At 59.2% G+C, this 20343-nt stretch carries 17 protein-coding genes; 5 read left to right on the plus strand and 12 right to left on the minus strand.

Annotation, left to right across the window (positions count from 1 at the left end):
* Positions 1 to 77 precede the first annotated feature (77 nt).
* The 3 genes from U5822_RS17890 to U5822_RS17900 all read left to right on the plus strand — a co-directional run bounded on the left by U5822_RS17890 (position 78) and on the right by U5822_RS17900 (position 4474).
* On the plus strand, positions 78 to 1493 hold the full coding sequence (locus U5822_RS17890) for a mannose-1-phosphate guanylyltransferase/mannose-6-phosphate isomerase (protein ID WP_322857041.1): 1416 nt from the start codon (positions 78 to 80) through the stop codon (positions 1491 to 1493).
* Positions 1490 to 2395, plus strand: coding sequence for a lysophospholipid acyltransferase family protein (locus U5822_RS17895; protein ID WP_322857042.1), 906 nt, complete (start codon positions 1490 to 1492; stop codon positions 2393 to 2395). Before U5822_RS17890 ends, U5822_RS17895 begins: the two co-directional genes overlap by 4 nt.
* A gap of 63 nt (positions 2396 to 2458) precedes the next feature.
* Positions 2459 to 4474, plus strand: a complete 2016-nt coding sequence (locus U5822_RS17900) for a glycosyltransferase (protein ID WP_322857043.1) — start codon at positions 2459 to 2461, stop codon at positions 4472 to 4474.
* Between the two features lie 29 nt (positions 4475 to 4503).
* Here U5822_RS17900 and U5822_RS17905 read toward each other — a convergent pair whose 3' ends face one another.
* From U5822_RS17905 to U5822_RS17920, 4 genes are read right to left on the minus strand one after another with little or no spacing between them, the layout of a single operon-like run.
* Positions 4504 to 5529, minus strand: a complete 1026-nt coding sequence (locus U5822_RS17905; protein ID WP_322857044.1) for a polysialyltransferase family glycosyltransferase — start codon at positions 5527 to 5529, stop codon at positions 4504 to 4506.
* A 36-nt stretch (positions 5530 to 5565) separates the two neighbouring features.
* Entirely contained in the window at positions 5566 to 6642 is a 1077-nt protein-coding gene (locus tag U5822_RS17910; RefSeq protein ID WP_322857045.1) for a CDP-glycerol glycerophosphotransferase family protein, read from the minus strand.
* Positions 6643 to 7761 (minus strand): glycosyltransferase family 4 protein, encoded by a 1119-nt coding sequence (locus U5822_RS17915; RefSeq protein WP_322857046.1) that lies wholly within the window; start codon positions 7759 to 7761, stop codon positions 6643 to 6645. It abuts the gene before it with no gap.
* The gene (locus U5822_RS17920; RefSeq protein WP_322857047.1) at positions 7758 to 8474 is read right to left on the minus strand and encodes a 3-deoxy-D-manno-octulosonic acid kinase; all 717 of its coding nucleotides are present in this window, start codon (positions 8472 to 8474) and stop codon (positions 7758 to 7760) included. Before U5822_RS17920 ends, U5822_RS17915 begins: the two co-directional genes overlap by 4 nt.
* 155 nt (positions 8475 to 8629) lie before the next feature.
* On the opposite strand from U5822_RS17920, the gene U5822_RS17925 reads away from it, so the two are divergent.
* Positions 8630 to 9694 (plus strand): glycosyltransferase family 9 protein, encoded by a 1065-nt coding sequence (locus U5822_RS17925; protein ID WP_322857109.1) that lies wholly within the window; start codon positions 8630 to 8632, stop codon positions 9692 to 9694.
* A 59-nt stretch (positions 9695 to 9753) separates the two neighbouring features.
* Here the strand turns inward: U5822_RS17925 and U5822_RS17930 are convergent, their stop codons facing one another.
* The 3 genes from U5822_RS17930 to glnE form a co-directional block, all read right to left on the minus strand.
* Complete coding sequence (locus tag U5822_RS17930) at positions 9754 to 10158, minus strand: DUF6165 family protein (protein WP_322857048.1); 405 nt, start codon at positions 10156 to 10158, stop codon at positions 9754 to 9756.
* A gap of 90 nt (positions 10159 to 10248) precedes the next feature.
* Positions 10249 to 11175, minus strand: coding sequence for a branched-chain amino acid transaminase (locus U5822_RS17935; protein ID WP_322857049.1), 927 nt, complete (start codon positions 11173 to 11175; stop codon positions 10249 to 10251).
* Positions 11176 to 11255: 80 nt separating this feature from the next.
* Entirely contained in the window at positions 11256 to 14156 is a 2901-nt protein-coding gene (gene glnE, locus U5822_RS17940; protein WP_322857050.1) for a bifunctional [glutamate--ammonia ligase]-adenylyl-L-tyrosine phosphorylase/[glutamate--ammonia-ligase] adenylyltransferase, read from the minus strand.
* 80 nt (positions 14157 to 14236) lie between these two features.
* On the opposite strand from glnE, the gene U5822_RS17945 reads away from it, so the two are divergent.
* Entirely contained in the window at positions 14237 to 15433 is a 1197-nt protein-coding gene (locus U5822_RS17945; RefSeq protein WP_322857051.1) for a potassium channel family protein, read from the plus strand.
* Here U5822_RS17945 and U5822_RS17950 read toward each other — a convergent pair.
* From U5822_RS17950 to pip, 5 genes are all read right to left on the minus strand, one after another.
* Complete coding sequence (locus tag U5822_RS17950) at positions 15407 to 16270, minus strand: CYTH domain-containing protein (protein ID WP_322857052.1); 864 nt, start codon at positions 16268 to 16270, stop codon at positions 15407 to 15409. The two genes, U5822_RS17945 and U5822_RS17950, sit on opposite strands and share 27 nt — an antisense overlap.
* Before the next feature lie 16 nt (positions 16271 to 16286).
* Positions 16287 to 17087, minus strand: a complete 801-nt coding sequence (locus U5822_RS17955) for a DUF547 domain-containing protein (protein ID WP_322857053.1) — start codon at positions 17085 to 17087, stop codon at positions 16287 to 16289.
* A gap of 131 nt (positions 17088 to 17218) precedes the next feature.
* Positions 17219 to 18226, minus strand: a complete 1008-nt coding sequence (locus U5822_RS17960; RefSeq protein ID WP_322857054.1) for a porin — start codon at positions 18224 to 18226, stop codon at positions 17219 to 17221.
* Between the two features lie 511 nt (positions 18227 to 18737).
* Positions 18738 to 19181 carry a D-aminoacyl-tRNA deacylase gene (dtd, locus tag U5822_RS17965; protein ID WP_322857055.1) on the minus strand — a complete coding sequence of 148 codons (444 nt, stop codon included), beginning with the start codon at positions 19179 to 19181 and terminating at the stop codon, positions 18738 to 18740.
* 92 nt (positions 19182 to 19273) lie between these two features.
* Positions 19274 to 20236, minus strand: coding sequence for a prolyl aminopeptidase (gene pip / locus U5822_RS17970; protein WP_322857056.1), 963 nt, complete (start codon positions 20234 to 20236; stop codon positions 19274 to 19276).
* Positions 20237 to 20343: the final 107 nt, after the last annotated feature.

Raw genomic sequence — 20343 nt, forward strand, 5'->3', positions numbered from 1 at the left:
GGTGCCGCCCTATGATAATATGCCGGCCCTTGATCCTGATTAGGCGGGCTCAACCCACCCACGCTCGGAGTAGACGCATGATTCATCCTGTCATCATGGCTGGCGGAACCGGATCCCGGCTCTGGCCGTTATCGCGGCAACTGAATCCCAAGCAGTTCCTCAAGCTGACGGACAGCCCCCTGTCCATGCTGCAATCCACGGTGGCCCGCCTGGAGGGACTGGATGCGGAACAGCCGCTGCTGATCTGCAACGAGGAACACCGGTTTCTCGCCGCGGAACAGATGCGCCAGTCCGGCCAGGAAGACGTGCAGATCATCCTTGAGCCCAGCGGACGCAACACCGCGCCCGCGATCGCCCTGGCTGCGATCCAGCTGTGTGAACACGCCAACGGCAGCAACCCATTGATGCTGGTCCTGGCCGCCGACCATCTGATTCAGGACACCATGGCCTTCCAGGCGGGCGTCACCAAGGCCATTCCGCTGGCCGAGCAGGGCAAACTGGTGACATTCGGCATCGTACCCAGCCATCCGGAAACGGGGTATGGCTATATCCACCGCGGCAGCGAGCTGGCAGACGACTGCTACGCCGTGGACAGCTTCGTAGAGAAGCCCGACCTGGCCACCGCAAACAAGTACCTGGCCTCGGGCGAATACCTCTGGAACAGCGGCATGTTCCTGTTCTCCGCGCGGGACTACCTGAGGGAACTGGAAACCCACCGCCCGGATATTCTGAGCGCCTGCCGCGCCGCCATCGCCGATGCCAGCGAGGACCTGCACTTCACCCGGGTCAACGCCGAGCTGTTCGCCCAGTGCCCTTCCGAATCCGTGGACTACGCGGTGATGGAGAAAACCGACAAAGCTGCGGTGGTGGCCCTGGACGCCGGCTGGAGCGATATCGGTTCCTGGTCGGCACTCTGGGATGTCAGCACCAAGGACGACGCGGGCAACAGCCTGACCGGCGACGTCATCACCCGGGACACCGCCAACACCCTGGTGCGCGCCGACAGCCGCCTGGTGGCGACGGTCGGTGTCGACAATCTGGTGATCATCGAAACCAAGGACGCCCTGCTGGTCGCGCACAAGGACCGGGTGCAGGACGTCAAAGCCGTGGTGGAGCAAATTCGCGACGACGGCCGCCACGAACACATGAACCATCGGGAGGTTTACCGGCCCTGGGGCGTTTATGACTCCATCGACAACGGCAGCCGCTACCAGGTCAAACGCATCACCGTGAAGCCAGGCGCCAAACTGTCGGTCCAGATGCACCACCATCGCGCCGAGCACTGGATCGTGGTCAGCGGCACCGCCCGGGTCACCAACGGTGAGAAGACGTATCTGGTTACCGAAAACCAGTCCACCTACATCCCGGTCGGCCAGATCCACGCCCTGGAAAACCCGGGGGTGATCGACCTGGAGCTGATTGAAGTGCAGTCCGGCTCCTACCTGGGCGAGGACGACATCGTGAGGTACGAGGACCGGTACGGGCGCAAATGAGCAAGCTAAAGTATTTCGTCATCGCCGGCCTGCTCAGAGTGGTTGGCTGGCTCCCTCTGGGCAGCGCCCAGCGGATCGGGCGCTGGATTGGCCTACTGCTATGGAAAGTTCCGACCAAGGCCAGGGAGGTGACGGACATCAACCTCCGCATCTGTCTGCCCGAGCTCTCAGCTCAAGAGCGGGAGCGCATGGCGCAGGCCTCGCTGGTGCAAACCGGACAAACCATGCTGGAAGTGCCACTGATGTGGGAATGGCCGGTCCAGAAATGCCTGGACCTGGTCAAAGAAACGGAAGGCCTGGAACTCATCGACGAAGCGATGGCCGGAGGCAAAGGGCTCATTCTGCTCGCCCCTCACCTCGGCAACTGGGAACTCGCGGGACTGTTTTTTTCGTCCCGGTACAAGATGGCGGCCCTCTACAGCCCCCCCAACATGCCTGAATTCGAGGACTACATGATCAAGGTGCGAGGACGATTGGGTTCTGAACTGGTCAGAGGAGACCGGCGGGGCCTGGCGCGACTAGCAGCCATCCTGCGCGAGGGTGGGGTAGCCGGCATCCTTCCGGATCAATCCCCGAGAGGCAAGGGCAATGCGTTCGCTCCGTTTTTCGGAATGGAAGTGAAGACCATGACGCTGGTGTCGAAGTTGATCCAACGGACCGAAGCCAATGTGCTGATCACCTACGCCGAGCGTTTACCCGATGCCCAGGGCTTCCGGATCGTGGTCAAACGAACCGACGACGGCCTGGGTGACAAGGACGCCGTCGCTGCCACGACCGCCATGAATCGCTCCATCGAACGCTGCGTCCTGGACATTCCCGAGCAATATCAATGGGAGTATAAGCGCTTACGCCACCGGCCGCCGGGGCAGCCCAACCCCTACCGACCAGATCGGATCTGCTGACCCGGTGATCGACCACTTACTCATCAATTGCTCACGTACTGCAAACGCACGGACCGACTTCACATGACAGCGCACTACCGGATCCTACTAACGGCCCTATTCATGGCCGGGCTTGGCGGCGCCCTGCTCTCCTCCAGTATTCTTGCCGGGGCAACGCTGCTTCTCGCCGTTGCGGGCGGCGTTATGATTGCCCGCAAACAACCTCAGAAAACGGGATGGGAAACGCCGAAAGAGCTGCGACTTCTGCATTTTGCATTTTGGTTCTTTTTCGCGGTTAGCACTTGGTCCTGGGTGCGCGAGGGATTTGATTATGAGGGCGGCAAGACGCTGGGCACCCACGCCAGACTGATTCTGTTCTGGCCCTTGGTTGTGGCCCTGAGCCTGGTTGGATTCAAAGCCAGATCGGTTTTTATCGCCTTCTCGTTGGTGTCGCTATCGGTCATCATTGCCTTGGCATGGGCCTTGGCCACTCAAATAGGCTCCTTTGATCAGCTCATGTCGCTACGGTTTGGCGGCGGCATTAACCCGATCAGTTTCGGAAACCTGGCTCTACTTGGCGGCTTTCTTACCCTGATTGGCGGCCTATTCTTCAGGAGTTCAAAGAACAAGCGCTGTGGCATGGTTTTGATAGTGCTCGGCTGCACAGCCATTGTCATCTCCATGCTCTCTGAAACTCGCAGCAACTTGCTTGCCCTCCCCGCTTTCATGCTGCTACTCGTTCCGCTGCTGGAGAAGAAATACCTGAGCCGTGCCTTGATCGCCATTCCGCTCATCGTAGGGATCGCCTTCGCCACCGGTGATCGGATGTCCAAGTCCGTGCAAACGCTTCTAAATGGGGGAGAATTCGACACGGGTATGGAGTTGCGACTGGAAGTCTGGTCTTTAGCCGCCGACATGTTTCGTGCGCATCCGTGGACCGGCGTTGGCTTGGGAGGCTACACCGAACAGATTGAGGCGGCCGCAGCCACTGGAACTGCGTCTGAAAAACTGGAACTCTGCTGCTCAGGCCACGCCCACAGTGACTTGCTGAACAGTGCAGCCACCAGCGGACTGCCCGGAATTCTGGGTTGGGCACTGCTCATCCTAATCCCGTTACTCCTTTTCCTTCGCCATATCCGAAGTCATCACGCGCCAGCGGCGCATCTGGCAGCCGCAGGCGCCACAGTCAGTGTCGGCTTCCTCATTTTTGGCCTGACCGAAGCGACGTTTAATCGAACTCTGTTCCTGACGTTCTATCTGCTCTCCGTGGCCGGTATTTCCTCTGCCCTATTCCATGAGATTAGTGCGTCCTACACCCGCAGCCGCAAATGTCGCGTGACGGCGACGGTCATCACCAAGAACGAAGAAGCCCACATAGCGGACTGCCTGAAATCCGCTCGACTCGTTGCCGATGAGATTGTTGTTCTGGACAGCGGAAGCACCGATCGTACGGCGGAGATCGCCAAACAGTACGCAGACGTGGTCGAAATCACCGACTGGCCTGGGTTTGGCATCCAGAAACAGCGGGCGCTGGAAAGAGCGACCAGCGACTGGGTCCTATCCCTGGACGCCGACGAACGCATCACCCCAGAACTGGCGCGAGAGATTAATCACCATCTCGCCGACCCCGACGCGGATGCCTACAAACTCCCCTGGGCCGTTACCATTTACGGCAAACGCCTGGACTTCGGCCGCAGCGGACGTGCTCCTCTCCGCCTGTTCAGAAGGGAAGGCGTGCGGTTCTCCGACGCCCTCGTCCATGAACGGATCCTTATTCCGGAGGGCCGGAAGATCAAAACGCTGCGCGGCCGACTGACCCACTACACCCATCGGGATTTCGGCCACTCCCTCGAGAAAAGTGCCAAGTACGCCTGGTTGGGCTCGCAAGAGAAACACCGACAAGGGAAAAAAACCCGGACCATGATCTACCCGACGCTGCGTGGCCTGCTGACCTTCGTTCAGGTTTATGTTGTTCGGCTTGGTTTCTTGGATGGGGCTGTTGGCTATCTGACCGCGGTGACTTACGCACAAGTGACTTTCAACAAGTATGCGGGGCTGTGGACGCTGTCTCGCCCGAATGACCCACAAAGCATCGATTGATGGCCCAAGATTGGCGAGGTTGAGCTGGCTCAGTCCAAATTAACCGGCTGAGCCAGTGGTATGGTCTCTACTCCCGTACTGCGTAGCATGTCCACAATTTCAACGTAGTAAGGAAGTTTCGAGGCGAGCATCCGGTCATCAAGCTGGTATACAAGAGATTCCGGGAAGATCTTTTTTAGAGTGAACAGTGCTGTCGAGGCAAAACTGTAAAAGCCCTCGTATTGTTCGCCCGACAAGGCTACTTCGACTTCAATCGGTCGACCGGCTTGGCGTATCTCTACGGGGAAGCGGGCGAGAGTGCGTTCGAGCTCCTCTACGGTCTCCTTTCGGTGCATAAAGTAATGAATGCGCGCTTCTCGGTGCCTTTCTATCACAAGCTCAATTTGAGCTTTAAGCTGGTTGAGTCGATCTTCGCCGCCAAACGGCTGCCCTAGAAACGCGACCACGGGGCCACCGTCACGGGTTTTTTCGCCCGACTTGAACACACGCCGGAATACCGGGAAGTCATGCACTTGAACGCTGATAGGACCCGCACTGTCCAATGGGAAGCAGGTAAAAAAGGCGAGCGAATTCCGGTCCCTGAACTGAGTAAGACGTACTCCCAATGCGGCTAGCGTCCGCTTCTTACCCGCCGACATCCGCATTTGAAATCGCCTGTCCAAGACCGAGTGGTAGTATTTGACCGTCGCCAATCCATCATCCACGAATACGACACGTTGGCTTTCCAATCCCAAGTAGAAGGCCTCATGAACCCAACTGTTTTTGTTTCCGATGAAGAGATACGAGATCGAACGCCTCGATAGTTGGCGGAAAATCAACAAGAACTTCAAATAAAACGATGTCTTTCCCAGAAACCAGGTCTGATGCCCTCTCCAGCCCAAGGAGTCGGCCAGGTAGATCATCTGGGATTGTGTTTCTCGGTTATCGGGCCGCGCAAGGATGAGAATGCAGCGATTCCCATCGCATCCATAATGCTCGCGAGCCTCGGAGCAACTGATCAATTGCAGGGGGGTACTGGCGACAAACACATTGAGTGGGCCGACCTTGTTACTCAAACCCGTTCACTCCAAGGCAAATCGTCCCCTCAGCCACTATCGATCCCCTTGCGGAGCGCGCTTGAGTTCTCGCGTCAATCGGCGCCGTACCTTGATTTTCCTGATCAGGTTTAAAGGCTTCGATGTCAGTCGCTGCTGTTTGTTGGCAAAAAAATCGTCAACTGCATCCAGTACGCGCGCACTGGAATGACCATCATGAAAACTATGCAACTCTTGACACAATGTGCGAGCCGCATCCATAAGCGCCGGCGGGCGCGCCAGAGCTGACTTCAGGGCAGCCTCGACTTCGTCCTCGCTGGCAACGTCGATGAGGTAGGGCCCCGGCATCTTGGTTTTGAAGGTGACAACTGGCCGATCAAGAAACATGAACTCAAACATGATCGACGACGTGTCACACAACATTACATCAGCTTCCGGCAGGATTGGCAGAAGGTCCTCGTCGCTCTCAACAAAGCGAAGATTTTTCCCTGTCATTTGCCGATACGCATCTACGATAGAAGGGTCCATTTTCGGGTGCAGCGTAACGATAAACCGCCAACGGTCGCTGGCAGCAAGTCTTCCGATCGTCTCAGCCAGCGCGGGGGCCGCTGTCACCGAACGACTGAAGGTTGATGCGAAAAAGACCACGGGGGGCTCACTGGCATCCCGTTTCCGTTCGCCAGCCACGGATTGAGCGAGAAGTGGATCAAGCTTTGGCCAACCGGTATGAGCAACGGCGAAATGTCCATGACTTTCTGCAAGCTCTTGGAACTTGGCGGTATCTCTCTTCGCGTGGGTGCAATAAAGATCAAACCAGCCCCGGATCCGGTAATGGTCACTCTCGTCCTCGCTGCTGTGGCCCCGTTTATTACGGGCCATGCCGTGGAACACCTCGACTTTGATCCCGGGAAAAAAATAAGGCACCCAATCCCCGGGAACGAACGTCGCGTCAGCGTTGAACGCCATGACCTCCTTCACTGTCTTCAGGTGCCGCTCATCGGCACGCAAAGGCGCCGTCGAACAGCCCGCCACAAACCAAGCCGCTTCATCGCCCCGCCGACGTATTTCGTCCTGCAAAGGCCGGAGTATGGAATAGGAATAGGGCTGATTGACGAAGAATAGATAACGGCGCATTTAGACCCTGCCCGTGAGCGCTTTGTAGAGCTCGCCTGTTTCTTGAACCGTGTAGGAGGTGTGAAAGTTCGAGGCGATTCGTTCCCGCGCAGCCTGTCCAAACCGGGTTGCAGCGTCCCGATCCCGGTAAAGGCGCTCGATCGCCCCGGCCAATGCCGAACTGCTGTTTGGAGCGACCACCAAGCCGCTGACCTGGTCCTCCACCAATTCAGGCATGCCCCCGACGCTTGTTACCACGGGCGTCACACCATAGGCCATCGACTCTATCACCGCTCGCGGTAGCCCTTCCCGTTCTTTCGACGGAAGCACAAAAACGTCGCTGGCTGCGGCTATCGACGGCGCATCATTCCGAAACCCCGTGAAATGTATCCGATCGGCGCGGTTGGACTTTTGAGCCAGGGCACGAATCTCTTCGTTCTGATCGACATTTCCAACCAACACGAGATGCGCGTTTACATCCGATGGCAACTCGTCCATGGCTTCGATCAACACATCAAAGCCCTTCCTTGGCGAGTTGCGCCCGGTACAGCAGATCACGAAGTCGTTCTCCTGAATGCCAAACTCACTCAGGTCTGCGGGTTCCGCCTGATACCACCCCAGATCGTGCCCCTTGTAGATTCGCTGCAGTTTCGAGTCGGGAATGCGCAGCCAGAGGAGTCGCAGGCTCGCCAGGTATTCCTTGATGGCGTCGGCCACGCACACAATTTTGTTTACCCGGGGGTGCAGGAAGGTAATCCAGGACTCCGGATTGAGGAAACTGATGTTTCCGATCACGCCACGATAGGCCACGATTTTGACATCCATGCCCTTGGACGCTTTGATGCCGCAAGCCAGTGCGCGTGGGTTGTAGGCGTGAATCACTTCATAGCGTTTCTTTCCCAACTGCTCGCGGATCGCCGCAATGCCATCCTTGTCGAATCGGGTCTTCAGCGCCATCGGCTGGGCCACCATGCCTTCATCGACCAGGCGCTGATAGTTCCTGCCCTTGGGGTTACACATCACATCAACGTCAAAGCCCGCGTTTCTCAAGCCAATAAACAGCTCGGTTTCCGGCCGGTCGCAGGCGTCCGTCAGGCAGAGAATGGCGGGCAAGGCGTTCTGTTTCGGTTGGTCGTTCAAGCGGTCTGACTCCCGTTATATCCGTTCAAAAATGAGTCCCAAACTTTTTGCTGGGTGGTCTCACCAGCGACTTTCCGCAGCGACCGGGCAAACCGCTCCAGGTTCCCCTGCTTCCACTGCGGTCGTGCAGAGGACGGCATGAGCTGTCCCTTGTCAAAGTCGATCAGGAAAAATTGCGCCTCTTTGACCAGAACATTGAAGCAGTTCAGGTCGGCATGGCGAACACCGGCGTCGTGGAAGCGACGGATCGTCGCGCCGAGCCGAGACCAGTCCGACGCCTGGAGATCCCGGATGAGATCGGCGAGCGGCACCGAATGGTCAATGCGCTCAATCAGGATCGAGGCCTGGTAATGCAGCCCAGACACCTTCCGATACATCGCCGCTACAGCTCTGGGAACGGGAAGTCCGGCCTCGACCATCCAGTTCAGCAATCTGAATTCTGAAAACGATCGAACGTTCTGCTCCCCGGTGAAGACATAGCTCTTCTCGGCCAGCTTGGCGACGAGCCCACCCCGTCGATACTCTCGCAACACGAGACGACGCCCCTCGGCCTCGATAAACCAGGCAGCACCTCGACCACCACTGCCGACCATTTGGGCTCGCGACCCCCAATACAGTGGGTCAAACCAATCACCGGTCACCAGCCCTTCGTAATTCGGATGTATGAGCAAGGCTGAGCCCTTTTCCCGTTCAATACACTCAGACTCGACCATGGCTCCCCGGAACAGTGCATCTGGATGGAATCAACCCACCACTGGATCAGTTGGGACCTCCGACCACTGGTGAGATAGAATGGCGGCCAGTTTACCAATGAATGGCCCGCGACCTCCACAACTGAGGTCGCCGGCCCACTATGAGCCAAGAAGTCATGAAGTCCATCTGCATACTCCGCCTCTCCGCCATTGGCGACGTGACCCACGTAATCCCGGTTGTACTCAGCCTGCAGGAGCAGGTGCCGGGCGTGCAGATCACCTGGGTCATCGGCAAGGTGGAAGCCAAACTCATCGGTGATTTGCCGGGCGTTGAGTTCGTCATCTTCGATAAAAAGGCGGGGCGACGGGGCTACGCCGAACTGCGCGAACAGATGCGCGGTCGGTCGTTCGACGCCCTGTTGCACATGCAGGTCGCTTTCCGGGCCAATCTGGCGGCTGCCTGCATCCCTGCCAAGATCAAGGTCGGCTATGACAGAGCCCGCAGCAAAGACCTGCACAGCCTGTTCATCAACAAACGCATTGCACCGGCGCCACAGCAACACGTGCGTGACTGCCTGGCCAGCTTCCTGGAGCCGCTGGGACTCAAGGCCGCGCCCCCGCAATGGCACATTCCGCTCAGCGACAGCGACCACGCCTTTGCCCGCCAGCACCTGGCCACCGACCGGCGCAACCTGGTGATCAGCCCCTGCGCCAGTCACACCTTGCGGAACTGGCCGGCGGAGCGGTATGCCCAGCTGGCGGACCATGCCATTCAAAAACACGGCATGAAGGTGATTCTGGTGGGCAGCCCGGCTCCATTCGAAGCGGAGTATTGCAAAACGATTGAGCACGCCATGAAGGAGCGAGCCCACAACATCTGCGGCCAGGACACCCTCAAGCAGCTGACCGCGCTTCTGACCCAGGCGGATCTGGCCGTAGCGCCCGACACCGGCCCGGCCCACATTGCCAGCGCCGTCGGCACCGATGTTCTCGGTATTTTTGCCGCCAGCAACCCCTATCGTTCAGGCCCCTACAACTCGTTGGCCTGGTGCGTGAATCGCTACCCTGAAGCGCTTGAGCAATTTACCGGGAAGAACGTCGAAGAAGCGAGATGGGGAGCGAAAGCCGAATTTGAAGGTGCCATGGAACTGGTGACCGTTGAGGATGCTACCGCACTGCTGGACCGGTGGGTGGCAAGTCAACAGACCGCAGAAACAAAAACAGCGTCGGATCTTGGATGATCGGACGCTGCCTTGTCTCTCCTTAGCGGCGCGGCGCCAGTGAGGCGAGCGCCGGAGAATCATTTCCGTGCGGTGTAATCCTGATAGGACTTCTCTTCCACAAACCGTGACCCCAGCGCCAGGTTCACGTCCTTCTTGATGGCCGCTCGCTTGTCGTTAGTGACGTAGACGGCACGGGCGAGTTCGATGAACCGGGGCCCGAAATCCTGAGCCGCTTCCTGATCGCGGATGTCGTCCTCGATCACCCACAGCTCTTCGTTCACCGCTTTGAGCTGGGCACGCAGATCGGCGATGGCGCTTTGATCCTCGACTGCGTCGTTCCAGGTCGCGCTCAATTCCTCCAGCTCCAGACGAACGTTCTTGAGCTTGGCCTCATCCTTGATGCGCTCGGATTTGATTTCGAGGATAGTAATCTTGTCGAGAACCTCGCCGAAGGAGACGGGGACTTTGATGACGTCTGCCATGTGCTGTTCCTGAAAATAAAATGAATGTAAACAACAAGGCCGCCAGACTGCGCAACGGCAGAAGGCGGCCTCGGGTACCCGTGTGCCCGATCAGCCCTTTACGTGGGTCAACCAGTTGCTGCGGGCGTCAAGCTTGCCTTTAACCGCATCGAAGTACATGGCCTGGAGTTTTTCGGTGACCGGGCCACGCTTGCCGGCGCCGATGGTGCGGCCATCCAGCTCGCGAATCGGCAGTACCTCGGCGGCGGTGCCGGTAAAGAAAGCTTCTTCGGCGATGTACACCTCGTCACGGGTGATTCGGCGTTCTTTCACCGGGATGTTCAGCTCCTGAGCGAAGTCCAGGATAGTCTGGCGGGTGATCCCCTCCAGACAGGAGGTCAGTTCCGGGGTATGCAGGACACCGTCGCGCAGGATGAAGATGTTCTCACCGGAACCCTCGGCCACGTAGCCCTCGTTGTCGAGCAGCAGCGCCTCTTCACACCCACTGGCGATGGCTTCATTCAGTGCCAGCATGGAGTTGATGTAGTTGCCGTTCGCCTTCGCCTTGCACATGGTGATGTTGACGTGGTGACGGGTGTAGGAGGAAGTGCGAACCTTGATCCCCATCTCCTTGGCCTCCGGCGACATGTAGGACGGCCAGCTCCAGGCGGCGACCATGACATGAACCTTGAGGTTGTCGGCGCGCAGGCCCATACCTTCAGAACCCAGGAACACCATGGGGCGCAGGTAGGCCTCGTCCAGATTGTTTTCCCGTACCGCAGCACACTGCGCCTCGTTCAGTTCTTCCTTACTGAACGGCATTTTCATGTTGAGAATGTGAGCTGAGCGGAACAACCGGTCGGTGTGATCGTTCAGGCGGAAAATTGCCGGGCCCTTGGCGGTGTTGTACGCCCTCACGCCTTCAAAACAGCCCAGGCCGTAATGCAGGGTGTGGGTCAGCACGTGGGTTTTGGCTTCCCGCCAGGGAACCATTTCGCCATCCAGCCAGATGAGGCCATCGCGATCAGCCATCGACATTCTTTGTTGCTCCTAAAAAAGCGGTTTTCGGGGGAACCGGCATTCTAGCAGGATTTTTAACCAGAAAGACACAGAGCAAACTAGTCGAGCATCACACGCTGCCACAGGGCGCGGATGTAATTCCGTTCGTCCATAAAGTTGCCGGCCTCAACCTGGCTGTTGAGGTTCTGCAGCGCCCGGCGATGGATGGTCGAACGCAGGGTGATGAACACCTCGCGCAGCTTTTTCGTGTCCTCGACCGGTAATACGCCGACCCGCCCCAGCTCTTCGAGCTGCCGAATGTTGTCCGACCACTGAGTCAGTTCGGGGTGATCGGCACTGTGTGCCAGCATCAGGTACTGCACCATGAATTCCACATCGACGATGCCGCCGGTGTCGTGCTTGATGTGGAAGGTCTCGGACTGACGGTTTTCAGGGGTGCCCAGGCTGACCCGCATCTTCTCGCGCATGTCCACGACCTCCTGACGCAGCTTGTCCAGGTCCCGGCTCTGGCACAGGATGTCGTGGCGAATGGTTTCGAACGCGGCCAGGGTTTGCGGGCAACCCGCGACGCCCCGGGCCCGGGCCAGGGCCTGGTGCTCCCAGGTCCAGGCATCGTTGCGCTGGTATTTCTCGAAGGCCTGCACGGTGCTGACCAGCAGCCCGGAATTCCCGGACGGTCGCAGGCGCATATCCACCTCGTAGAGCAGGCCCGCGGGGGTCTGGGTATTCAGGATATGCACAATGCGCTGGCCCAGCCGGGTATAGAACACGGCGTTGTCGATGGGTTTCTCGCCGTCGGTGGCCAGTTCCGGGTCGGCCTTGTGCACGAATACCAGGTCCAGATCGGAGGTGTACCCCAGCTCTATGCCGCCGAGCTTGCCGTAGCCAATCACGGCAAAGTCGGTGTCACAGACCGAGCCGTCGGCGCGCTTGGGGTAGCCGTGGCGGCTGACCAGGTTGGCAAAGGCAACGTCGACAACGTGATCCAGCAACACTTCCGCCAGCCAGGTGAGGTAATCGCTGACCTTCATCAGCGGCAAGGTACCCTTCAGCTCCGACGCCGCCAACCGCAGCAGGTGCGCCTTCTTGAAGTGACGCAGCGACTCCATCTGCTCCTCCAGGTCCTCGTAGGGAATCCGCAGCATCTGCTGTCTCAGATCGTCCTGCAGCTCGGCCTTGGCGGGCGGATGGTACAGACTCTCGGCGTTGAGCAGCTCGTCCAGCAGCAGCGGCGTTTCCGCCAGTTGACTGGCGATCCAAGGACTGTCGCTGCACAGGGCAACCAACTGGGCGCAGGCGCCCGGGTTTTCCAGCAGCAACACCATGTAGGCGGTACGCCGGAGGATGGCTTCAACCAGCTGCAGCACCCGGGCCAGGGTTTCCGAGGGGTTGTCGACCTGGGTCAGCGCCTCCAGCAGCATCGGCATGAACTGGTTCAGCCGCCTGCGGCCCTGGGTCTGTAGGGTCTGCACCGTGCGATTCTCGCGGAGTTCCCGCAGCATGGTCACACTGGCCTCGGCGTCCTCGTAGCCGTGCTTTGCCAGCCAGGCCACCGACGCCTCGGCATCGAGCTCGGCCAGCCACACCTCCTGCCAGCCCTCCTCCGGTTCACCTGCCCCATCCTGTTCCTTGTCTTCGGTGGCGATGATGTTGGCAAAGTGCTTGGCCACCCGCTGACGGTGCTGACTGAGACTGGCGTCGAAGGCCTGCCAGTCGTCGAATCCCATGATCCTCGCCACGCGGGCCCGCCCAAGCTCGTCTTCCGGTAGCAGCTGGGTTTGCTTGTCCTCCATGCCCTGCAGCGCGTGCTCAAGATCGCGAAGGAACACGTAGGCCTCGCGCAGCTCCTTGACCACCTGAGGCGGCAACAGCTCCAGGGCCTCCAGCTCGTTCAGGATGACCTGCAGCTCCCGTTGCTGGAGCTCCCGGTCGCGCCCGCCACGGATCAGCTGGAAGGCCTGGACCACGAACTCGATCTCGCGGATACCACCACTGCCCAGCTTGATGTTGTTTTCCAGGCCTTTGCGTCGCACCTCCCGACCGATCATGGCTTTCATGCTGCGCAGTGACTCGAACGCGCTGAAGTCTATGTACTTGCGGTACACGAAGGGCCGGAGAGTGGCGAGCAGGACCTGGCCCGCGGCCTGGTCACCGGCCACCACCCGGGCCTTGACCATGGCGTACCGCTCCCAGTCGCGGCCCTGATCCTGGTAGTAGGCCTCCAGCGCGGCAAAACTCAACGCCAGGGCCCCGCTCTGCCCGTAGGGCCGCAGACGCATGTCCACCCGGAACACGAAACCGTCTGCGGTAATCTGGTCCAGCGCCTGGATCAGGCGCTGGCCGAGGCGGATGAAAAAGGTCTGGTTGTCGATGGAGCGACGGCCACCCTGGGTTTCGCCCTTGTCGGGAAACGCGAAGATCAGGTCGATGTCCGAGGAGACGTTGAGTTCCCGACCGCCGAGTTTGCCCATGCCCAAGACCACCATTCTCTGGGGCGCTTCTTTGCCGGTGGCAGGGTCCGTGCCCCAGGGCGTGCCAGACTGCTCGCAGGCTTCCTGATAAAGCCAGTCGAGCGCGCCTTCGATGCAGGTATCGGCGAAGGCGCTGGTGGCCGCGATGGTCTCGGCCAGATCGGCCCACCGCAGCAGGTCCCGCCAGATGATTCGGAACTGCGCCTCACGACGGTATTTGCGCAGCTGGGCGTGCAAGGACGTTTCATCGGTAACGTCACCGAGATAGTCCTGCCAGCGCTCAGCCAGGAACTCCGGGGTGTTTGGCTCGGTTAGGGGCCGCGCCTTTACCATGGCGCGCACCTGCTCCGGCTGGCGCTCCAGGGTTTGCCGAAGAAACAGGCTGCGCGCCACTGCCTCTGCCAGCACCGCCTCGGACATCCCCTCCGTCAACAGCCACTCAGGCACGCCCTGCGGAAACACGGAATGCCAGCAGCCGGCCACGTCCTTGGCTAAGGGTGTTGGGAGGGAGCTCCATGGCTCAGACATAATGCAAACCCCTGTCTCTCTGTTATATTTCCGGTACTGTATAACGAACTCACCCCCGACTGAACAGGCCGCATTACCGGATGATGAGAAACCGCCGTCCGCTCAACCCGGAACACCAGCAGACCCATCTCCCCATGGGTGGCCTCATCCGACACCGCATGAAACGCCTGTTCCTGATCCTCGCCGGGCTGCTGTGTTTCCAGGTCCTGGTGATCTGGACCGTTGAGGATCTGAGCCTGTTCGAGTCGCTGTGGATCACCATGACCACGGTGTCGACCGTCGGCTACGGGGACTTTGCGCCCAAAACACTGATCGGTCGCCTGAGCACCATCCTCATCATGTTCGTGGGCGCCATCACCCTGTTGACGCTGATCGTCAGCGACTTTATTGAGTATCGCTTCTATCGCCGAGAACGCATCCTGACCGGAAGGTGGATCTATAAAATGAACGACCACATTGTCATCATCAACACGCCCCGTAACGGAGGCCAGCAGTATTTCATGCGCTTTGCCTCCCAGGTCCGTTCGGTACCCGGCTACGAAAGCATCCCCATCATGCTGCTGACCCGCGAATTTCCAACCGGCCTGCCGCCCGAACTGTCCGATGTTGGCATGGTGCACTACCATGGCTCGGGCTTCGACCCGGAAGCCCTGAAAGCCATCCACGCCGGCAGCGCCCGACACATCATCGTGCTGGCGTCCGACGAGTGCGACCCTTATTCCGACAGCCTGACCTTCGACATTGCCCACCGGTTGTGCGAGCGCAATCTGGGCAACCGGACGACGGTGGAATGCGTCAGCGACGACAACCGCTCACGATTCCGGAACCTCGGCATTCGCACGGTGCTCCGCCCGGTCCGGACCTACCCCGAAATCATGGTGCGCTCGGTGGTGGCGCCCGGGTCCGAGAAAGTGCTGGAGGATATGTTCAATTACGAGCATGACCACCCACACCGCTACGACCTGAAACTGGACGACCTGAACTGGGCGGACATTGTCAGCGCCCTGGTGCGACACGGCATCGGTACGGCACTGGCGTACATCGATGAGGATGATGAGGTGATTTGCCACCCGCCCACAACCGAGGAGATCGAAGGCAAGGGCTTGATCGTACTGGTCAAATCGTCGGAAACGCCGAGCGTGGAGCTGGTCCAGGAAGCGCTGGACCGCTATCGGGCCTTCCTCGCCAACTGGCACAACGGGAACAACAACGGCAACGGGAAACCCGCTGAGAAAACCGGCCGCCCCGATTCAAGCGGCAGCCAAGCGGATCTGTAGCTGGCCCAACGCGGGCGTGGCCGCGACCTCGGCCACCGGCACACCGGAGCCGAGGGCTGCAAGGATCGCTTCAAGATTGTCGAGCAGTCCAAGCCCCCGGGCCACCGCCCGCACTTGGCTGAGGTCAACGCGCTCCACCGGGTAAGACTGGCCCAGCAGCCAGGCGACACTCAGACCATGCAGGAACCCCGTTACCGAAATCGGGGCTCCGTCGGTGCCGGACACCTCCACCACCGGCGCATACTGCCCCGCCAGGTAATAGCCCTGCTCGGCCTTGCTCACCAGATTGAGAAACACCGGCACCTCGCTGGCTAAATCCAGGGCATGAGCAAGCAAGCTGGCCGGGTCACCGGACTTCAGCTCGAATTCAACCTCATTGAGCGAGCGCCGGTGCCCGCCAGCGACGATGGCCCCTTGGTCAATCGCAGCCTCGATGACCCCCTCACCCTCGCAGAGCATCAAAATCCGACGCTCAAAGTTGGTTTCGAACACCGGTCGCAGGTGAGCCAACACCGGGGCACCCGCCAGCGGCGTGGCATCAAGCAACGAGGTGTCAAGCCGGTCGTTTACCAGCGGCCATTCCCACTCGTTCCGGCGATGGGCGCCACCGGAAAACTCCCCTTTGGTTTTCAGGGTCTGGATGAACTGGGCGTCCTGCTGACGAACCCGCAATGCAGTCTTGCGGCGATTGAGGTCCTGGGAGGGCGTGTCGTAGTAGCGATTCAACAGCTGTCGGGTAGCTTCGGTCTTCACCCCTGATTGCTGACCGAGCCAATCGACGGCCTGCTCCAGGTCGGTTTCGGCCAGGGTGAGTTTGATCTCAAGTTCTACTGCCATAATCCGTTCAATCGCCTCAGAATTCGTCGCGCATGGCCCGCAGGGTATGGGCGGACAGTTTGCCATTCACGCCCCAGTTGTAGGGCAAATCCGCATCCACCGCCCAGCTGGCGGGCAGATCCGGGCGATACCGCCTGACAAAGCCTTCAACGCCGCCCGCGGTGTCGAAATCCTCCTCGAACCAATCGAAAATCGCTGACAGCCGAGCGGTCTGGTCCGCGCGGTCCAATCGCATGCCCTTGTAATCCTGGGCCAGGAAGCGTTCAACCTGGTCGTCCAGCTGTTGGTCGATCCGACTGGCGGAGTAGGGTTCGTGGCGCAGGTCTGGGCAGCTCAGGGAGGCGCAATTGATGGCCATGTGAACCCGAGGATCCCCCATGGCCCGGAGCACATCGTGCTCCAGATAACTCAGGGTAACCGGTTGGCCGGCGACCACGCCGGCGTCGTGCTTCCACACCGGATTGACGAGCGAGCCGACCGATTTCAGGCTGCGAAGCGGCCAATGATCAACCACCATGTCGATGGCCAGAATGTTGTAGGCATTCAGATAGAAAGCCTTGCGCGCGTCCGGAGATTGCACCTGTTCGACCGGAACTTCCGCCAGCAACCCTACCAGTCGGTTCCAGCGTTCGTCGCCAGCCAGCGCGGGGTAATCCACCAGGCGAACCGCCAGGCCGTCCTTGCGACCTTCCTGGGTGTGATCGTCAAGCAGCTGCGCATAGAGCGCTTCGAGGTTTTCAACCGGCTTCGCCGCGTTGGCCGTCTGCCAGGTCAGAACCAGAACAAAAAAGGCGGCAATGTGGGTCAGATAGCGCATGTCGCTCTCCGCTTCGCGAGCTTTCACCAGCCTGTAAAAATACCACGAATCGATAGGCAAAAAAAAAGCCGACCCCGAGGGGTCGGCTTTCATCATGCTGTGTTACTCAGCTGATCGTCATGACAGACGAATCAGAAGTAGTAAACACCACCAACGGCCAGAGCGGAACGCTCGCTCTCGTTGGCAACGCCGTAAACGCCGTCGTCGCCGTTACCCAGGTAACCTTCCACGTACACGTACATGTGGTCAGACAGGTTGTGCAGGGCCTGCAGGGTGATGGTGTCACGCTCGGTGTCGTTAGCGTCGTCAGCAACGTCCAGCTCGTAGGAAGCGGCGAACTGGTTAGCACCCATGGAGTAAACAGCGATCACGCCGTAACGGTCACCAACGTCCTTGCGAGTCTGGTACTGACCAGTCAGGGACAGAGCGTCGAGGCCAACAGTGGCACGCAGACCGTAGGTGTTTTCGTTGTTGTCGCCACCGGCGCTGTCGTTGGAGTCCATGGCTACCGCCAGCTCCAGGTTGTCAACCGCGTAAGTAGCAGCCAGCTGGTACGGGTAGGACTTCTCACCGCTCTTGTCCGGCAGAGACGCATCATCCAGGTCACCGTTGATCTGAACGGCTGCGCCCAGGGTCAGACCACCGAAAGACGGAGTCTGGTACTGGATCAGGTCGCCTTCGCCAGTCTCATAGCCGCCGCCAAAGTTGTAAGCAGCGAACTCGTAGAAGTTGGCGATCTTGTCGATGGCGCTCTCGTAGGTGGAGTCGTCAGAACCGACCCACAGCTGACCGAAGCTGTCGCCCTTAACACCGATGTAAGCCTCATCAACGTCTTCCAGACCGGACTCACGGTCCTTGTCGTCAGCAGCCAGGCCTTCCAGCTCAAGCTTGAAGAAACCGGTGATGCCAGGTGCGATTTCGTGGTCGTGCTTAACACCGATGGTGGAACCGTTGTCAGCGTGCTCAAGGCCGTTTTCACCGCCTTTTACGTCGGCATGGTAGACAACGTACTGGATGTTACCGTAAACCTGCGGCATGGAGTCCATGCGTGCGGCCAGTTCAGAAGCACTCTCCATAGCCAGCGCGGAGCCGGAGAAGGTCGCAGCTGCAACAGCTGATGCGATGAGCGTCTTTTTCATTTTGCGTCTTCCTTTTTGAGTTAACTCAGGTTTTAGCGACGGGTTCTTATCCCGATTATTTATGGCGTCACCAGTCGTACTGGATAGGCCTGATTCTGCATTACCCCTGTGTCGTTTTTGTTACACCCAGGATAACTTTTCTTCTAGTTATTAAGACCTGCAATCCATCAGGTCTTTCCAGCTCAGTCACTTACAGAGCGTTGTTAAAGCCCTGCATGATGAACCTGTTTTAATACAATGAACATGTTTTTGCAAACAATTCGCGGTGCATTTTTAGCTCGTTTCGCACCAGAAACGCAAATATTTATACGTTTTGGCACTGAAAAGCCACGTAAACTACCTGTAACAATTCCGAGGCCAAAAATTATTAACTTCCCTTAAATCAGAAGCTTAGCCAAACAGCAGCTTCACAGTACTCTTTGTGCCCTGCCATTCGGGCGTCATTTCGCACCAACAGGGACCGTCACGCTTTTCCGCGCCCCAAGACGGGGCAGCCCCAAAGCCGACCTGTTTACACCTCCAACAGAAAGGTCACCGGACCGTCGTTGATCAGCTGCACCTGCATATCCACCCCAAAACGCCCTTCAGCCACGTGCTCACCACCGAGTGCCGCTTTCGCCTCGGCAACAAACAGCTGATAGAGAGTTTCTGCCGACTCCGGACTGGCGGCCCGGGAGAACCCCGCACGGGTTCCGGACGCCGTATCGGCGGCAAGCGTAAACTGGGGGACCACCAGAAGCGCACCACCGGTGTCCGTCAGACTCCGGTTCATCCGCCCCTGCTCGTCAGGAAACACCCGGTAGGTAAGGATTCGACGACACAACTTTCGAGCGGCGGAGGCATCATCCTCCCGCTCCACGCCCAGCAGCAGCACCAGACCAGCCTGGATGACGCCGATGCGTTCGTTGTCCACGGTGACACTGGCTTCCGACACTCGCTGGATAAGCCCTTTCATTCACTTCTCTGGGGATGGTTAAGCGGAATCATTACGAATGGCTAACGAGTCTATCGACGGGATTACCGAACCGCAACCATCAAAAAGTACGATTAGCTCGCACTTTTTTCAGATCTGGCCACCACTTCTTCGACACCCCGGATGAGCGCGTCCACGATCGCCGGCTCGGAGGACGAATGCCCGGCATCGCGGATGATGCGCAGATCGGCCTCGGGCCAGGCTCGGCTGAGCGCCAGGGCGTTATCCAGTGGACAGACCATGTCGTACCGGCCGTGCACGATGATACCGGGGATGTCCGCCAGGACCTGGGCGTTGCGGACAATCTGATCCGGCTCGAGGAAGGCCTTGTTCATGAAGTAGTGGCATTCAATGCGCGCGAGGGCAATGGCCACGTGCGGATGACCGAAATGCTCCACCACCCTGGGGTTGGGGTGCAGGGTTGCACACCGCCCCTCCCAGACGGACCAGGCTTTGGCCGCCTGGATCTGCTCCAGCTCGTTGGCACTGGTCAGCCGCTTGTAATAGGCGGAGACCATGTCGCCCCGCTCGTCCATTGGGATCGGGGCCTCGAAGTCCAACCAGTAATCGGGAAACACCCGACTCGCACCTTCCTGGTAAAACCAGTGGATGTCCTGGGGTCGACACAGGAAGATGCCCCGCAACACCAAACCCGACACCCGGTCCGGATGCTGCTGGGCGTAGACCAGGCTGAGCGTCGACCCCCAACTGCCACCGAACAGCAGCCATTTGTCCACGCCCAGGAAGGAACGCACCGTCTCCATGTCCTCGACCAGCTTGTCGGTGCTGTTACCCTCCAGCTCCGCCAGCGGGGTGGAACGGCCGGCTCCGCGCTGGTCCATCAGGATGATCCGGAATCGCTCGGCATCGAAAAAGCGGCGATGGAAATCCTCACACCCACCACCTGGACCGCCGTGAACCACCAGCACGGGAATCCCGTCCGGGTTGCCGCACTCCTCCACGTACAATTCGTGCGGCGGATCCACGGCGATACGGTGTTGGGCGTTAGGCTTGAGCTCAGGAAAGAGTGTGAGCATGCGGCACTCCGGACAGGGGTTTTACCCGGAGTTTAGCTGAACTGAACGAAAAAGGGGCAGGTCCTCACAGACCTGCCCCTTAACTCGCCACTGCCTTAGCCAGCAAT

The sequence above is a fragment of the Marinobacter qingdaonensis genome (assembly GCF_034555935.1).
Taxonomy (GTDB): domain Bacteria; phylum Pseudomonadota; class Gammaproteobacteria; order Pseudomonadales; family Oleiphilaceae; genus Marinobacter; species Marinobacter qingdaonensis.

What these genes read in the sequence shown, in the direction of transcription:
- U5822_RS17930 (WP_322857048.1), bottom strand. Translation starts at nt 10,158, where the DNA reads ATGGCAGACGTCATCAAAGTCCCCGTCTCCTTCGGCGAGGTTCTCGAC.
- U5822_RS17920 (WP_322857047.1), bottom strand. Translation starts at nt 8,474, where the DNA reads ATGGTCGAGTCTGAGTGTATTGAACGGGAAAAGGGCTCAGCCTTGCTC.
- U5822_RS17895 (WP_322857042.1), top strand. Translation starts at nt 1,490, where the DNA reads ATGAGCAAGCTAAAGTATTTCGTCATCGCCGGCCTGCTCAGAGTGGTT.
- glnE (WP_322857050.1), bottom strand. Translation starts at nt 14,156, where the DNA reads ATGTCTGAGCCATGGAGCTCCCTCCCAACACCCTTAGCCAAGGACGTG.
- dtd (WP_322857055.1), bottom strand. Translation starts at nt 19,181, where the DNA reads ATGAAAGGGCTTATCCAGCGAGTGTCGGAAGCCAGTGTCACCGTGGAC.
- U5822_RS17910 (WP_322857045.1), bottom strand. Translation starts at nt 6,642, where the DNA reads ATGCGCCGTTATCTATTCTTCGTCAATCAGCCCTATTCCTATTCCATA.
- U5822_RS17925 (WP_322857109.1), top strand. Translation starts at nt 8,630, where the DNA reads ATGAAGTCCATCTGCATACTCCGCCTCTCCGCCATTGGCGACGTGACC.
- U5822_RS17890 (WP_322857041.1), top strand. Translation starts at nt 78, where the DNA reads ATGATTCATCCTGTCATCATGGCTGGCGGAACCGGATCCCGGCTCTGG.
- U5822_RS17935 (WP_322857049.1), bottom strand. Translation starts at nt 11,175, where the DNA reads ATGTCGATGGCTGATCGCGATGGCCTCATCTGGCTGGATGGCGAAATG.
- pip (WP_322857056.1), bottom strand. Translation starts at nt 20,236, where the DNA reads ATGCTCACACTCTTTCCTGAGCTCAAGCCTAACGCCCAACACCGTATC.
- U5822_RS17955 (WP_322857053.1), bottom strand. Translation starts at nt 17,087, where the DNA reads ATGCGCTATCTGACCCACATTGCCGCCTTTTTTGTTCTGGTTCTGACC.
- U5822_RS17960 (WP_322857054.1), bottom strand. Translation starts at nt 18,226, where the DNA reads ATGAAAAAGACGCTCATCGCATCAGCTGTTGCAGCTGCGACCTTCTCC.
- U5822_RS17900 (WP_322857043.1), top strand. Translation starts at nt 2,459, where the DNA reads ATGACAGCGCACTACCGGATCCTACTAACGGCCCTATTCATGGCCGGG.
- U5822_RS17950 (WP_322857052.1), bottom strand. Translation starts at nt 16,270, where the DNA reads ATGGCAGTAGAACTTGAGATCAAACTCACCCTGGCCGAAACCGACCTG.
- U5822_RS17945 (WP_322857051.1), top strand. Translation starts at nt 14,237, where the DNA reads ATGATGAGAAACCGCCGTCCGCTCAACCCGGAACACCAGCAGACCCAT.